This window comes from Bradyrhizobium sp. SOJA106 (genome assembly GCF_059448745.1).
Map to the genome: position 1 here is coordinate 6415484 of NZ_CM182549.1, position 13671 is coordinate 6429154.

13 protein-coding genes are annotated in these 13671 nt (G+C 64.7%); 12 read left to right on the plus strand and 1 reads right to left on the minus strand.

Going from position 1 to position 13671, the window contains the following annotated elements; translation table 11 throughout:
• Positions 1-21: 21 nt before the first annotated feature.
• A complete protein-coding gene (locus AC5V87_RS30275) occupies positions 22-1365 on the minus strand; it encodes an MmgE/PrpD family protein (protein ID WP_495368655.1) in 1344 nt (447 codons plus the stop codon).
• Between the two features lie 258 nt (positions 1366-1623).
• Here AC5V87_RS30275 and AC5V87_RS30280 point away from each other — a divergent pair, with 258 nt between their 5' ends.
• The 12 genes from AC5V87_RS30280 to AC5V87_RS30335 all read left to right on the plus strand — a co-directional run bounded on the left by AC5V87_RS30280 (position 1624) and on the right by AC5V87_RS30335 (position 13651).
• Entirely contained in the window at positions 1624-2517 is an 894-nt protein-coding gene (locus tag AC5V87_RS30280) for an NAD(P)-dependent oxidoreductase (protein ID WP_495368657.1), read from the plus strand.
• 31 nt (positions 2518-2548) lie between these two features.
• The gene (locus tag AC5V87_RS30285) at positions 2549-3940 is read left to right on the plus strand and encodes an MmgE/PrpD family protein (protein ID WP_495368659.1); all 1392 of its coding nucleotides are present in this window, start codon (positions 2549-2551) and stop codon (positions 3938-3940) included.
• Positions 3941-4019: 79 nt separating this feature from the next.
• Complete coding sequence (locus tag AC5V87_RS30290) at positions 4020-4955, plus strand: branched-chain amino acid ABC transporter permease (RefSeq protein ID WP_495368661.1); 936 nt, start codon at positions 4020-4022, stop codon at positions 4953-4955.
• Between the two features lie 2 nt (positions 4956-4957).
• The gene (locus AC5V87_RS30295; protein ID WP_495368663.1) at positions 4958-6730 is read left to right on the plus strand and encodes a branched-chain amino acid ABC transporter ATP-binding protein/permease; all 1773 of its coding nucleotides are present in this window, start codon (positions 4958-4960) and stop codon (positions 6728-6730) included.
• Positions 6717-7424 (plus strand): ABC transporter ATP-binding protein, encoded by a 708-nt coding sequence (locus tag AC5V87_RS30300; protein ID WP_495368665.1) that lies wholly within the window; start codon positions 6717-6719, stop codon positions 7422-7424. The genes AC5V87_RS30295 and AC5V87_RS30300 overlap by 14 nt, the downstream gene beginning before the upstream one ends.
• Before the next feature lie 27 nt (positions 7425-7451).
• Positions 7452-8684 carry an ABC transporter substrate-binding protein gene (locus AC5V87_RS30305; protein WP_495368667.1) on the plus strand — a complete coding sequence of 411 codons (1233 nt, stop codon included), beginning with the start codon at positions 7452-7454 and terminating at the stop codon, positions 8682-8684.
• A gap of 35 nt (positions 8685-8719) precedes the next feature.
• Positions 8720-9955 carry an ABC transporter substrate-binding protein gene (locus AC5V87_RS30310; RefSeq protein WP_495368669.1) on the plus strand — a complete coding sequence of 412 codons (1236 nt, stop codon included), beginning with the start codon at positions 8720-8722 and terminating at the stop codon, positions 9953-9955.
• A 27-nt stretch (positions 9956-9982) separates the two neighbouring features.
• Positions 9983-10363, plus strand: coding sequence for a carboxymuconolactone decarboxylase family protein (locus AC5V87_RS30315; protein WP_456836774.1), 381 nt, complete (start codon positions 9983-9985; stop codon positions 10361-10363).
• A gap of 15 nt (positions 10364-10378) precedes the next feature.
• Positions 10379-11149, plus strand: a complete 771-nt coding sequence (locus AC5V87_RS30320) for an SDR family oxidoreductase (RefSeq protein WP_495368671.1) — start codon at positions 10379-10381, stop codon at positions 11147-11149.
• Positions 11150-11200: 51 nt separating this feature from the next.
• Entirely contained in the window at positions 11201-11914 is a 714-nt protein-coding gene (locus AC5V87_RS30325; protein WP_495368672.1) for an SDR family oxidoreductase, read from the plus strand.
• Positions 11915-11936: 22 nt separating this feature from the next.
• Positions 11937-12653: a GntR family transcriptional regulator gene (locus tag AC5V87_RS30330; RefSeq protein WP_456836771.1), complete on the plus strand. Its 717-nt coding sequence runs from the start codon at positions 11937-11939 to the stop codon at positions 12651-12653.
• A 23-nt stretch (positions 12654-12676) separates the two neighbouring features.
• Entirely contained in the window at positions 12677-13651 is a 975-nt protein-coding gene (locus AC5V87_RS30335) for a tripartite tricarboxylate transporter substrate-binding protein (protein ID WP_495368673.1), read from the plus strand.
• Positions 13652-13671 lie beyond the last annotated feature (20 nt).

The following is a 13671-nucleotide window of genomic DNA, read 5'->3' on the forward strand; positions in this document are numbered from 1 at the left end:
GTCCCTTTCAGGTCTTAAAGTTTACTTGGAAGTTGTTTCGCGGGTCGCCGGCGACGGGCGCAGCGACTGCAGGAGTTTACCGACGTCATCAACCGCATCGAGCCGCCAAACGGCGTCGATGACGCGGTCGGCATCCCAATCGCTTCGACCAGTCCGTACGCCGTCGCGCAGCTTCTCTTCGATGTCGCGGTCCGACAGCGGCGCAGCCTGGCTGCCGCGCGGCGACGTCACGGTCTCGGTAAACAGCTCACCGGACGACAGGCGCAAGGCGACGCGCGCAGCGCCGTCCGGCATCTGAGCATCGAGCTCCGCCCTCACCTTCTGCCGCATTCGCACGATCTCGGGCCGGACCACGGTCTCGTGCACGAACTCGGTCGCGCCTGCCGCACCGAGCAGCAGTCCGCAGGCCACGCAATGATGGACGCTGACGCGCGCATCGCGCTCGTTGTTGACGGGACGATCGCCGCGCGCGAGCAGCAGCGCCGAGCCGTGCACCGATACGGATTCGATCTGATCGACGTTGCGGCCGATCCGCTCGCGCAGCATGAGGCACGCATCGATGACCGAATGGAACACGATGCCGGCGGGATAGGGCTTGTAGGTGTTTTTTGCGATTTCCCAGGTCTTGCCGAGGCCATCGAGCAAACGAGCAAGATCCGGCACGTCGCCCATGGTGCGCGCCCAGCCGAGCGGACCTTCGATGGCGCGCGGCGCGGCCTCATAACCCTGCTGGGCCAGCAGCGCGGCGAACAATCCGTTGCGCGCCGCGTTGCCGACGCTGACATTCTTCGCGGCGCTCGGCAGATTCTCGACATTGCCGGCGGACTGGCTCGCCGCAACTCCGATCGCATTCGCAATGCCTTCCGCAGGTAGACCCAATAGTTTGGCGCACGCCGCGGCTGCGCCAAAAATCCCGCACGTCGAGGTGATGTGCCAGCCGCGCGCGTAGTGGCGCGGCGAGACCGCATTGCCAATGCGGCATTCCACATCGACGCCGAGAATGAACGCAGTCAACACCTCGCGCCCCGACAGTTTCTGCGTCTCCGCAACCGCGAATATGCTAGCTGCGACCGGCGCGGCCGGATGAATGATCGTATCGGGATGGGTGTCGTCGAAGTCGAGCAGATTGGCCGAGATGGCATTGAGAAACGACGCGCATAGCGCGTCCATCTGCTCGGAGCGACCGATGACCGTCGATGTCGCAGCGCCGCTGAACGGCGACAAGGTCCGCATCGCGGCAGTGACCGCCGGATCGCGCGCGGAGCCGAGCGCGGTTGCGAAGAAATTGAGGATCGAGCGCCGCGCCTCGACGCTCTGCGTCTGCACGTCCGGCCATGACGACGCCGCGACGAAATCGGCGAGCATCCTGCTTACACTCGGAATTGGATCTTGCGGCACGCGGGGCGTCTTCCTCGTTTTCCCGGACCATATGACGATCCACAGCAAACTGTCGATCCAAATGTTATGCTTGACAGCTTGTCTGACAATCATAACAATCCGGCAGCTGGCGCGGGATCCCGCTGCCGCGGCGACGGCGGCCGGAAAGTCCAGCCGGCGACAACGATTGACCAACGACATCGAGAAGGCGCGCCCGTCACGGGACCGCGCGACAGGGAGTAGACGATGGCGGGAGAGACGCTCGGCGTGATCGGCACGGGCCGCATGGGCGGTCCCATGGCGGGACGATTGATGGACGCGGGCTATTCGCTCGTGGTCTTTGACACGCAGGCCGAGGCAACTCAGCCGCTGGTCAACCGTGGCGCGCTGCTCGGCAAGTCGCCGGCCGATATCGCCTCGCGCACCGACGTCGTGCTCGCCAGCCTGCCGACGCCCGACATCGTCAAGACCGTCACGCTCGGCGAGGGCGGCATAAGCAGCGGCAACCGCGCCAAGATCATGATCGATCTGTCGACCTCGGGTCCCGGCGCAGCAAAGCTCGTTGCGGAAGGCCTAAAAGCCAAGGGAATAACGCTGGTCGATGCGCCCGTGAGCGGCGGCATCAAGGGCGCCGTCAGCGGCACGCTGGCCGTTATGGTGTCGTGTCCGCAAGCGACTTACGACACCGTGCAGCCGATCCTGAAGAATTTCGGCAAGCTGTTCTATACCGGCGACAAGCCCGGCGTGGCGCAGACCGCCAAGCTGGCCAATAATCTGATGGCGGCCGCTGCGCTGGTCATCACCTCGGAGGCCGTCGCCATGGGCGTCAAGGGCGGCGTCAACGCAAAGGTGCTGATCGACATCATCAACGCGAGCAGCGGCCGTAACAGCGCCTCCGAGGACAAATTCCCCCGCTCGGTGCTGCCAGGCACTTTCGATTTCGGTTTCACCACCGGCCTTTCCTACAAGGACGTTCGCCTGTGCGTGGACGAAGCAGAGGCCATGGGCGTGCCGATGGTCTGCGGCGCAGTGGTACGGCAGATGCTCGCGATTACCAATGCGAAGTACGGCGCTTCGTCCGATTTCACCTCGATCGCCAAGGTGCTCGAAGAGTGGGCTGGGGTCGAGATGCGCGGCTGATTGCGCGCGCCTTCAGGGAGAATGACCCGCGATGACGATCGGCCCGGCCAGTTCAAGCAAGGGATCGCTCGCGCGCCAGATGGCGCGCAGCGTGCTTGCGCTGGACCTTGGAGATTTTGGGCCGGACGTCGTCGCCAAGGCAAAGCTCTGCCTGCTCGACTTCCTGTCCTGCGTGTTCGAGGCAGGCCATCATCCCTGGAGTCGTCAGGCCGTTGCAATCGCGCAGCGCGCCGGCAACGCGACGATCATGGGGACGTCGCAACTCTCCTCCCCGGCCGACGCGGCCTTCGCCAATGCGGTCATGGGACACGGTCTCGTGCGGGAAGACATGCATGCGGCGAGCATCGCCCACCATGGCGTCGTGATCTGGCCTGCGCTGCTCGCGCTGTCGGAACAAACGCCGCTGCACGGCACGAGGCTGCTCGCGGCTGCCATCATCGGCTATGAGACCGGCGCGCGGATTGGCCGTGCGCTTCTAACCTCCGACCTCGCTCGTCTCTATCGTCCGACTGGACTGGTGACGCCTCCTGGCGCGGCGCTCGCGGGAAGTTACGCGCTCGGCCTTTCCGAGGACCAGGCGACCAGCGCCATCGCAATCGCAGCCAATACGTCCAGCGGACTGAACGAGTGGCCGCATGCAGGCGGCTCGGACATGTATTTCCATCCGGGTTTCGCCGCCAGCAACACGATCAAGGCAGTTGGCCTGGCCGCAGCCGGCGCTTTCGGCTCGGAAACGATCCTCGAAGGCGAGGCCGGTCTGTTTGCCGCCTTTCGCCGCCAGGCCGCGCCGGACAGCATCGCGCTCTTCCCTGATGGCGAGTGCGAGATCATGGCCGTCTACAACAAGCCAGTCCCGGCCTGCAACTTCGCGCAGACCGCCGCTCAAGCCGCGCTCCGCGTCTCGCACGAGCTCGCCAGCACTGATGAGATCGACCGGATCGTGATTCGCGCGCCCGATGCCGCCATTCGCTATCCCGGTTGCGATTCGATGGGCCCCTACCGCAACGCGCTGCAGGCCAAGATGAGCATTCCCTTCAGCGTCGCGGCGACGCTGGCGCGGGGCGAGATCGAGGAACACAACTACTCCGAGCTCGACGATGCCGAGATCATTCGTCTCGTCGCGATCACGGATCTCAAGGCCGATCCCGGCTTCACCGCCGCCTTCCCCGGCAAGCAGGGCGCGGACGTGAGCGTGCATCTGCGCAGCGGCCGGACGATCCAGCACGCGCTGCCTGACGTCATCGCAGCAACGCCTTCAGAAATTCGCGGCCGCTTTCGCGCTGCCGCTGCCAGAATTCTTGGCGAGGATCGCGCGCACCGGCTCGAACAACTCATCGACGATTGCGAGCAGCTCGGCAATGCCGACGCCATTGCGGCGCAATGCCGCCTGGAGACGGAACGGGTTTTTCGGTCGGCACCATAAGAAATGCCGGAGAGTACGGGGGAAACATGGTCGAGCTGGAGGCCAGTCTAGCATCGTCGGCAGCGGGGAGGCATGGCTGATGGAAGGATTTGTGCAAGCGCTTGCCGCGGGCCTGCTGATTGGCGCCGTCTATGGCGTGATGTGCGTCGGGCTCGGCCTGATCTTCGGCGTCATGCGGGTTATCAACTTCGCACACGGCGATTTCATGATGCTCGGCATGTACACCGCCTTCTACCTCTTCACCGCCGCCGGCGTGCAGGGCCTGTTCGGCAACGCGGTCGGGCCGTTCGTGTCCATCCTGCTAGCCGGGCCTGTGCTCGCCCTGTTCGGCTATTTCGTCCATCGGACGCTGATCTCGCACGTATCAGGCACGCGCACCGCCTCCCTTGAAGGCGAAGGCCATTACGCCCAGCTCATCCTCACGCTCGGCATCGCACTGATCCTGCAGAACGGCGGGCTCATCGTGTTCGGCTCGGTGCTGGCCTCGATCCGCACCCCGCTGTCGAGCTCGGCCTGGGAGCTCGGTCCCTTCTTCGACATGAGCATTTTTCTCAACAAGGCGCGCAGCATCGACATGATCATTTCGCTGGCGATCATGATCCTGCTTTCGCTGCTGATCACGCGCACCCGGATCGGCAAGTCGCTCCGCGCCGCCGCCGACAATCCGACCGCCGCGACCTATATGGGCATCGACGTCGACCGCGCCCATCGCACCGCTTTCGCGCTCGGCTGCGGCATCACCGCGATCGCCGGCGGCCTGCTTGCTACCAACTATCCGTTCCACCCCTTCGTCGGCCTCGAATACGTCATCGTCATGTATGCCGGCGTCGTGCTCGGCGGCATGGGCAGCATCATCGGCGCCTTCTGGGGCGGCATGACGATCGGCCTCGTGCAGCAGATGTCGACGCTGATCCTGCCGACGCAATTGCAGAACGCAGCGATCTTCGCCGTCTTCCTCCTGATCATCTTCTTCCGTCCCCAAGGCTTTTTCGGGCGCATGGTCGAGAGGACGTGACCATGCTCCGGATGCGATCCTTCCTGCCGCCCCTGCTCTTCACGCTCGCTTACGCCGGGATCTCGCTCGGCGTCACCAACTCCTACTACCAGCTGATCCTGACGCTGGTGCCGGTGTGGGCAGTGTTCGGCCTGTCCTGGAATCTGCTCAGCGGCTACACCGGGCTCATCTCGTTCGGCCATGCGGCCTTCTTCGGGATCGGCGCCTATGCGACCGCGCTCGGGCAGATCTATTTCAACATCTCGCCCTGGCTGCTGATCCCGCTCGCCGCCATGCTCGGCGGCATCGCCGGGCTCCTGATCGGCTTTCCGACCTTCCGCCTGCAGGGCCACTACTTCGCTTTGGCGATGCTCGCCTATCCGCTCGCCATTCTCTACGTGTTCGAATGGCTCGGCTTCCAGGAGGTGACGCTTCCGATCAAGCGCGACGCGTCTATCGCCTTCATGCAGTTCACCGATCCCCGCTTCTATACGCTGCTGGGGCTCGCCATCATGCTGGCCACCATCGTACTGACCCAGGTGATCGAACGTTCGCGCTTCGGCATGGCGCTGCTCGCGATCAAGCAGAACGAGGCCGCGGCCGAAGCGGCCGGCATCAACACGCTGGCCTGGAAGCTGCGCGCGATCACCCTGAGCGGCGCCCTCGGCGCCGCTATTGGCGGTTTCTACGCGCAAGTGCTGCTGGTCGTGACACCGCAATCGGTGTTCGGCATGCTGGTGTCGGCGCAGGCGCTGACGGTCGCGATGTTCGGCGGCGTCGGCACGGTTTGGGGCCCGGTCATCGGCTCGGTGATCCTGATCCCGCTCGCCGAGATCCTGCATGCCGAGGCCGGCGCGCGCTTCCCCGGCATCCAAGGCGTGATCTTCGGCTTCGCTATCGTCTGCGTCATCCTCCTGGCGCCGGAAGGCTTGTTCTGGAAGTTGCGCGATCTCCTGCGCCAGCGGACCGCGCCCAAGGCGGGTGCAACCAACGCGCCGGAAACGCCCGCCGCCAATGTCACCGCACTGAAGCCCGCCCCTCGCCAGCGACCCGCCACCGGCGAGGTCATGCTCGAAGTCAAGAACTTGTCGCGATCTTTCGGCGGCCTCAAGGCCGTGCAGAATGTCAGCTTCAAGCTGCACAAGAACGAGATCCTCGGCATCATCGGGCCCAACGGCGCGGGCAAGACCACGCTGTTCAACCTCCTCAACGGCTTCCTGAAGCCGAGCGAGGGCGAGGTCCTGATCGATGGCCGCAACATGTCTGGCCAGCGGCCGCACGTGATCTGCGAGGCCGGCATCGGCCGTACCTTCCAGGTGATGCGGCCGTTTCTGCGCATGTCGATTCGCGACAATGTCGTGGTCGGCGCCTATGTGCGCGCGCGGTCCGACGAGGAGGCGCGCAGACTGGCCGCCGACGCGGTTGCCCGTGTTGGACTCTCCGCTGTAGCCAGTCGTGTCGCCGGCGAGCTCTCCACCAAGGAGCTGCGGCTGATGGAGCTGGCTCGCGCGATCGCCGGCCAGCCGCGCATCCTGCTGCTCGATGAGACGCTCGCGGGCCTCGGCCACGGCGAGGCCGACGAAGTCGTGGCCGTGATCCAGCAGCTCGCGCGCGACGGCATGACCATCGCGATCATTGAGCACACAATGCAGGCGATGGTCCGATTGGTCGACAGGTTCCTCGTGCTCGACCACGGCGCCGTCATCACCGAAGGCCTGCCGGAGGTGGTGACGCGCGACAATCGCGTCATCGAGGCCTATCTCGGTAAAAAATGGGTGGGCCATGCTGCGAATTGAGGGACTAAGTGCGGGCTATTCGGCCAAACCCGTCCTGAACGACGTCTCGATCGATGTTGGCGCCGGCCAGTTCGTTGCGATCGTCGGCCCCAACGGCGCCGGCAAGACCACGCTGTTCAAGACCATCTCCGGCATCGTCAAGCCGAGCAGCGGGACCATCAGCTTCAACGGCGTCGATCTCCTCGCGGTACCGCCGCCGCAGCGCGCCCATCTCGGCATCGCCCACGTCCCCGAGGGCCGCCAGGTGTTCCCGTCACTGACCGTGATGGAGAACCTGGAGATGGGTGCGATGACCGACAGCGGCCGACGCGACTGGCACGCCAATATCGAGCGGATCTTCGAATGGCTGCCGGTGCTGAAGGAGCGCCGCGATCAGTTCGCCGGCACGATGTCGGGCGGCCAGCAGCAGATGCTCGCGATTGGCCGCGGCCTCGCCTCCTCGCCAAAGCTCTTGATGCTGGACGAGCCCTCGATGGGGCTGGCGCCATCGACCGCGGACTTCATCTTCGAGCGGCTGATCGAGATCCGCCGCCAGTCCGGACTGACCATGCTGCTGGTCGAGCAGCGCGTGGCGGAAGCCCTGGAATCGGCCGACCACGGCTATGTGCTCGAAGCCGGACGCGTCGTGCTCGAAGGCAACAACGACACGCTGCGCGCCGACGATCGCGTGCGCAAGGCCTATCTCGGCATGTGACGACGAACAAAGACAGGGGAGAAAACAATGAAGACGACGAAGGGACCCTCGCGCCGGACCGTGCTTTCCGGGGCGGCCGCCATCGGCTTCGCCGGCGTGGCACGCGCGCAGGCACCGGCCGAGATCAAGGTCGGGCTGATCGTGCCGCTGTCGGGCATCTACACCCGCCCCGGCCAGGTGATGAAAATGGGCGCCGAGATGGGAATCGAGCACATCAACGCGCAGGGCGGCATCAAGGCGTTGGGTGGCGCCAGGCTGAAGCTCGTCGTGATCGATTGCGGCGACACCACCGAGAAAGCCAAGAACGCGGCCCAGCGCATGGTGGCCCAGGAGCCCGACCTCATCGCCGCGACGGGCTCCTATCTCTCCTCCTTCACGCTCGCCGTCACGGAGGTCACCGAGCGCGCCGAATTGCCGGTTCTGACGCTGTCCTATTCGGACCTTTTGACCGACCGCGGCTTCAAGTACATCTTCCAGACCGCCGCCACCGCGAGCCGCCAGTCCGAGCTCGGCCTGCCGACGCTGATGAAGCTCGCCGAGACTGCGTCAGGCAAGAAGCCGAAGACGGTCGCGATGTTGATGGACAACACCGCGACTTCGGTTGCCACGGCCAAGGCGCTAAAGGAGAAGCTGTTCGCGCAGGAAGGCCTGCAGCTCGTCGTCGAGGAAGTGTGGACGCCGCCGCTGGCGGACGCCACCCCGCTCATCCAAAAGGTTCGCTCGGCCAAGCCCGATCTGCTGCTGTTCATGCCGAATGCGGTGTCAGACGCCAAGCTCGGGTTGGAGAAGATCAGCGAGTTCGGCCTCGGCCAGGGCAAGATCCCGACCGTGTCCTTCAGCATCACGATCGCTGAACCGGACATGCTCCAGAGCGTGAGCCCGGAGACAGTGCAGGGCATCATGACCATCGTCGCCAATTGGGGCTCGAAGGGCCACGAGGCGCTGATCGCCGAGCTCAAGGCCAAATATAAGGAGCCCTGGATGACGCAGAACGTCATCTCGACCTATGGCGACATGTGGCTGATGAAGGAGGCGCTGGAGAAGGCCGGCAAGGCCGACCGCAATTCGGTCGCGCAGGCCTTCCGCACCCTGGATGCCGGACCGTCGAAATACTATCCCGGCGGGCAGCTCAAATTCGACGAGAAGGGCCGCCGCGTCGGCGCTGGTGTCGTCATCGTGCAATGGCAAGCGGGCGTGCCGGTCACCGTTTATCCGCCCGACCTTGCGCAGGCAGAGCCGTTCTGGCCGAAGAAATCATAGCAGCGACGCGCGATCTTTCAGGGAGGAGAATTGCCATGACTGCAAAGAGCAAGTTCACGATCTCGCGGCGAACACTGCTTGCCGGCGCATCCGGCACGCTGATCGCATCCCGCGCCTGGGCTCAGCAACCTTCGGAGGTGAAAGTCGGCCTGCTGGTGCCGATCTCCGGAATCTACGCCCGTCCCGGCACGGTGATGCGCGAAGGCGCCGAGATGGCGATTGACCACATCAACGCCCAAGGCGGCATCAAGGCGCTCGGCGGCGCCAAGCTGAAGCTCGTCGTGCTCGATTCCGGCGACACCACGGAGAAGGCCAAGAACGCCGCCCAGCGCATGGTGGCGCAGGAGACCGATCTGGTCGCGGCCAGTGGCGCCTATCTGTCCTCCTTCACGCTCGCGGTGACCGAGGTCACCGAGCGCGCCAACCTGCCCATGCTCACCCTCTCCTACTCCGACCTCATCACCGAGCGCGGATTCAAGTACGTATTCCAGACCGCGGCCACCGCAGGTTCGCAGGCGAAGCAGGCGTTGCCGCAACTCATCAAGCTGGCGGAGACGGCCTCCGGCAAGCGGCCGAAGGCGGTCGCAATCCTGACCGACAACACGGGCGCCTCGATCGCCTCCGCAAAGGCGATGCGCGAAGGCCTACTGGCGGAGAACCAGCTGCAGCTGATCGTCGACGAGACGTTCACGCCGCCCTTGGCGGACGCGACGTCGCTCGTGCAGAAGATCCGCTCGGCGAAACCCGATCTGCTGTTCTTCCTGCCGACGGTCATCTCGGACGCAAAGCTGCTGCTCGAGAAGATGAACGAGTTCGGCCTCGGCCAGGGCAAGGTTCCGACGATCTCGTTCGGCATCGCGATCGCCGAGCCGGACATGCTGCAGACCGTCAGCCCCGAACTGCTTCAGGGCGTCTTGACGTGCGTCGCGAGCTGGGGCGCCAAGGGGCATGAAGCGCTGATCGCCGAATTGAAGACCCGCTACAAGGAGCCGTGGATGACGCAGAACGCGATCTCCACCTATGGCGACATGTGGGTGATCAAGGACTCGCTGGAGAAGGCCGGCAAGGCAGACCGCCTCGCCGTCGCCGAGGCGCTGCGCACCATGGATGGCGGTCCCTCCAAATATTACCCGCTGGGGGAGATCAAGTTCGACGAGAAGGGCCGCCGGGTGGGCGCCGGCATGACCATCGTGCAGTGGCAGTCCGGCGTGCCGGTGACGGTATTCCCGCCCGAGCTCGCGCTGGCAAAGCCGTTCTGGCCAAAGACCTGACAACACCAATAAGAAACGGAGAACAACATGGACAAGGCGACCTATGACCGCGGCCTCGAAATCCGCAAAAGCGTGCTCGGCAGCGAGTTCGTCGACAAGGCGATCGCATCCGCTGACGAGTTCAACCGTCCGATGCAGGATCTGACCACGGAGTATTGCTGGGGTTACGTCTGGGGCCGCGAAGGCCTGACACGCAAGACCCGCAGCTTCCTGAACCTGGCGATGCTCTGCGCGCTCAATCGCCCGCACGAGCTGAAGACGCATGTCCACGGCGCGCTCGCCAACGGCGCCACCAGGGAGGAAATCCGCGAGGTCTTCATGCAGGTCGCCATCTATTGCGGCGTGCCCGCGGGCGTGGATGCCTTCCGCAACGCCAAGGAAGTCTTCGCCGAGCTCGACAAGAAGTAGCGGAGCGCGGCTGTGATGAAGGGCAAGTGGGCACTCGTGACCGGCGCGACCGCGGGCCTCGGACGGGCCATGGCGGACGGCCTTGCCTGCGCGGGCGCCAACATTGTCCTACACGATCTCATTGCGCCGGAGCAGGCCGCGGATGAGCTCCGTGACCGCTTCGGCGTGGGGATCATCGCGGCTGGCGCCGATCTCGCCCGGCGCGCGGCGATCGAGGCCATGATGGCCGATCTGCTCGACAGGTGCGGCTCCATCGACATCCTCGTCAACAACGCCGTCATCAGGCATTTCTCTGCCATCGAGCAGTTTCCGCCCGAGAAATGGGAGCAGGCGCTGGCCGTCAATCTCTCGGCCCCGTTCCACCTGATCCGCCTGGCGCTGCCGGCGATGAAGCAGCGCGGTTGGGGGCGGATCATCAATTTGGGCTCGATCTATTCGAGCCGTGCGGTCGAGGACCGCATCGACTATGTCACCAGCAAGACCGCGATTTTGGGTATCACCCGGGCCGTCGCCATCGAGACGGCCCGCATCGGCATCACCTGCAACACGATCTGCCCCGGCACGCTGCCGACGCCCGCCATCCTCGACAAGATCGCCGGCATTGCTGCGAACGACGGCCGTCCGGTCGACGACGTGACGCGCGAGTATCTCGGCGAGCGCCAGCCGACGCAGCGCTTCATCGGAATGGATGCTGTCGCCGCCATGGTCGTTTTTCTCTGTAGTCCTGCTGCAAACGACATCACCGGAGCCAGCCTGCCCATCGACGGCGGCTGGTCGGCCGCATGAGGATCTTGGAACGGGAGTGCTGCGATGACTGAGCAACCAGATCAGACCGTCGTGCTGACGGGCGGCGCCGGCGGCATGGGTCGCGCCATCACCAAGGCGCTGCTGGGGAGCGGCCGCCGCGTCGTGCTGGTCGACCGCGATGCCGAGGCGCTGCAGGAACTGGCGGCGACGGGCGGGGACGCGGTGTTTCCGATCCAGCTCGACATCAGCGACGCAAAGGCTGTGGACGGCCTGCCGGATGCGATTCCCGGTCATTTCAAGCCGGTCGACGTCCTCATCAACAATGCCGGACACGATATCGGTGGACGGACCCGCTTCGACATCGGCTCCGCGGACGACTGGTCCAACATCATCCAAACCAATCTGATCGGCCTGATGCGGGTCACCCGCGCGATCCTGCCCGACATGGTCCTGCGCAATACAGGTCATATCGTCAACATCAGCTCGATCAATGCCGTCCGGATCGTCCCTGACATGGCCGCCTACAGCACCAGCAAGGCCGGCGTGCACATGTTCACCGAGACCCTCCGGGGAGAGCTTGCAGAAACCGCGATCCGGGTCACCGAGCTGCAGCCCGGCCTGACCCGGACCAACATTATCCTGACCCGTTACCGCGGCGACAAGCAGAAGGAAAAGGACTATTTCGACCGGTTCAGAATGGCGCTCGAGCCGGCTGACATTGCCCGCTCGATCGTGTTCGCCCTGGACCAGCCCGCCCACGTTCAAATTGCCGAAATGATGATTCTGCCTGTAAACCGGTACTAACTTTTCCCAGCAGGGCCCGGACATGGAAAGACGTAGCGATTTGCAGTCGACACTCCGCATCGAGGACGTTCCGACCGTCCGCGCGATGGTCGCGCAAAAGCTGCGCGAGGCGATCATGTCCGGAACGCTGAAGCCGGGGCAGCGGCTGGTCGAACGCGAACTCTGCGAAATGATGGGCGTCAGCCGCCCTTCGATACGCGAGGCGCTCCGCGCGCTCGAAGCGGATGGGTTGGTCAATACAGTCCCGCACCGCGGCCCCGTGGTTTCCACGATCAGCCTCGAAGAGGCCCGCCAGCTCTATGCGGCGCGAGCGGTGCTCGAAGGCTTCGCCGGCCGTGAATGCGCCAGGCTGCACGACCCCGAAGTGGCTCGCCGGATCGGGGAAGCCCTGACGCGCCTGAAGGCAGCCGCCGCCAAGCAGGACCTCGTTGGATGCCTCGAAGCCAAGACTGACTTCTATGCCGCGCTGATCGGCGGCTGCCGCAACGCGTTCATCGAGCGCATGCTCAAGCCGCTGCATGACCGGATTCAACTGTTGCGGATTACCTCGATGTCGCAGCCGAAGCGCATCAACAAGAGTCTGCGCGAGGTGACCGCGATCTGGCGCGCGATCCAGAGCGGCGATCCTGACCTCGCCGAGCGCTGCTGCGTCGACCACATCAACGCGGCCGCCGTGGCCGCGCTGGACATGATCGAAAAATCGTCGGCGGCCAAGGAGGCGGCGCCTTCCGACGACTGAAAAATGCCGCCAGGGAGTGTTCGATGACGTATCTCGTACGATCGCTGATCCTGCTTTTCCTGTTCTGCCCTTGCAGCACCGCGATCGCGGACGACTATCCCAATCGCCCGATCACGATGATCGTGCCCTTCTCCGCCGGCGGCCCCGGCGACGTCATCGCGCGAATTCTCGGCAACGCCATGAGCGCGACGCTTAAGCAATCCATCGTGATCGAAAACGTCGTCGGCGCCGGCGGAACGCTCGGCACCAATCGCGTCGCCAAGGCCCCGCCCGACGGCTACACGGTCCTCCTGATGCATGTCGGCCAAGCCACAGCGCCCGCGCTGTACGCAAAACTGCCGTTCGACCCGGTCGGCGACTTCGCAATGATCGGCCTCGTGACCGACGTCCCGATGATCCTGGTGGCCAGGCCCAGCTTTCCCGCCAAGGACTTGAGCGAAATGATCGCGCGTATCCGGAACGAAGGCGACAAGATGACCTTCGGCAATGTCGGATTGGGCTCGGCTTCACAGCTCTGCGGCCTGATGTTCATGAGCGCCACCGACACGAAGCTCACGCCGATCTACTACAAGGGTGGCGGGCCGGCGCTGAATGATGTGATCGCCGGTCACATCGACGTCTATTGCGATCCCGCGACCGGACCGACGCCGTACATCCAGTCGAAAACCATCAAGGGCTACGCCATCACCAGCAAGACGCGGGTCGCGACCTTGCCCGACGTGCCGACCTCGGCCGAAGCCGGCGTTCCCGAATTCAATGTCACGACTTGGTACGGCCTCTACGCGCCGCGCGGCACGCCCAAGCCAGTCCTCGACCGGCTTGTCGGTGCGTTACAGACGGCGCTGAGGGACCCCACACTGGTCAACCGCTTTGCCGAGCTCAGCATGGCTCCGGTCGAGCCGGAGCGTGCGACACCGGAAGCCCTCGAAGCGTTTCTTAAAGCCGAGATCGTCAAATGGCGACGGATCATCAAAGCGGCCGGAATCGACCCGCAGTAGACGCCAGCGGCGGAAAGCGC

Excerpts from the sequence above, each read along its gene's own strand:
- AC5V87_RS30275 (WP_495368655.1), bottom strand. The coding sequence starts at position 1,365 with ATGCTCGCCGATTTCGTCGCGGCGTCGTCATGGCCGGACGTGCAGACG.
- AC5V87_RS30280 (WP_495368657.1), top strand. The coding sequence starts at position 1,624 with ATGGCGGGAGAGACGCTCGGCGTGATCGGCACGGGCCGCATGGGCGGT.
- AC5V87_RS30285 (WP_495368659.1), top strand. The coding sequence starts at position 2,549 with ATGACGATCGGCCCGGCCAGTTCAAGCAAGGGATCGCTCGCGCGCCAG.
- AC5V87_RS30290 (WP_495368661.1), top strand. The coding sequence starts at position 4,020 with ATGGAAGGATTTGTGCAAGCGCTTGCCGCGGGCCTGCTGATTGGCGCC.
- AC5V87_RS30295 (WP_495368663.1), top strand. The coding sequence starts at position 4,958 with ATGCTCCGGATGCGATCCTTCCTGCCGCCCCTGCTCTTCACGCTCGCT.
- AC5V87_RS30300 (WP_495368665.1), top strand. The coding sequence starts at position 6,717 with ATGCTGCGAATTGAGGGACTAAGTGCGGGCTATTCGGCCAAACCCGTC.
- AC5V87_RS30305 (WP_495368667.1), top strand. The coding sequence starts at position 7,452 with ATGAAGACGACGAAGGGACCCTCGCGCCGGACCGTGCTTTCCGGGGCG.
- AC5V87_RS30310 (WP_495368669.1), top strand. The coding sequence starts at position 8,720 with ATGACTGCAAAGAGCAAGTTCACGATCTCGCGGCGAACACTGCTTGCC.
- AC5V87_RS30315 (WP_456836774.1), top strand. The coding sequence starts at position 9,983 with ATGGACAAGGCGACCTATGACCGCGGCCTCGAAATCCGCAAAAGCGTG.
- AC5V87_RS30320 (WP_495368671.1), top strand. The coding sequence starts at position 10,379 with ATGAAGGGCAAGTGGGCACTCGTGACCGGCGCGACCGCGGGCCTCGGA.
- AC5V87_RS30330 (WP_456836771.1), top strand. The coding sequence starts at position 11,937 with ATGGAAAGACGTAGCGATTTGCAGTCGACACTCCGCATCGAGGACGTT.
- AC5V87_RS30335 (WP_495368673.1), top strand. The coding sequence starts at position 12,677 with ATGACGTATCTCGTACGATCGCTGATCCTGCTTTTCCTGTTCTGCCCT.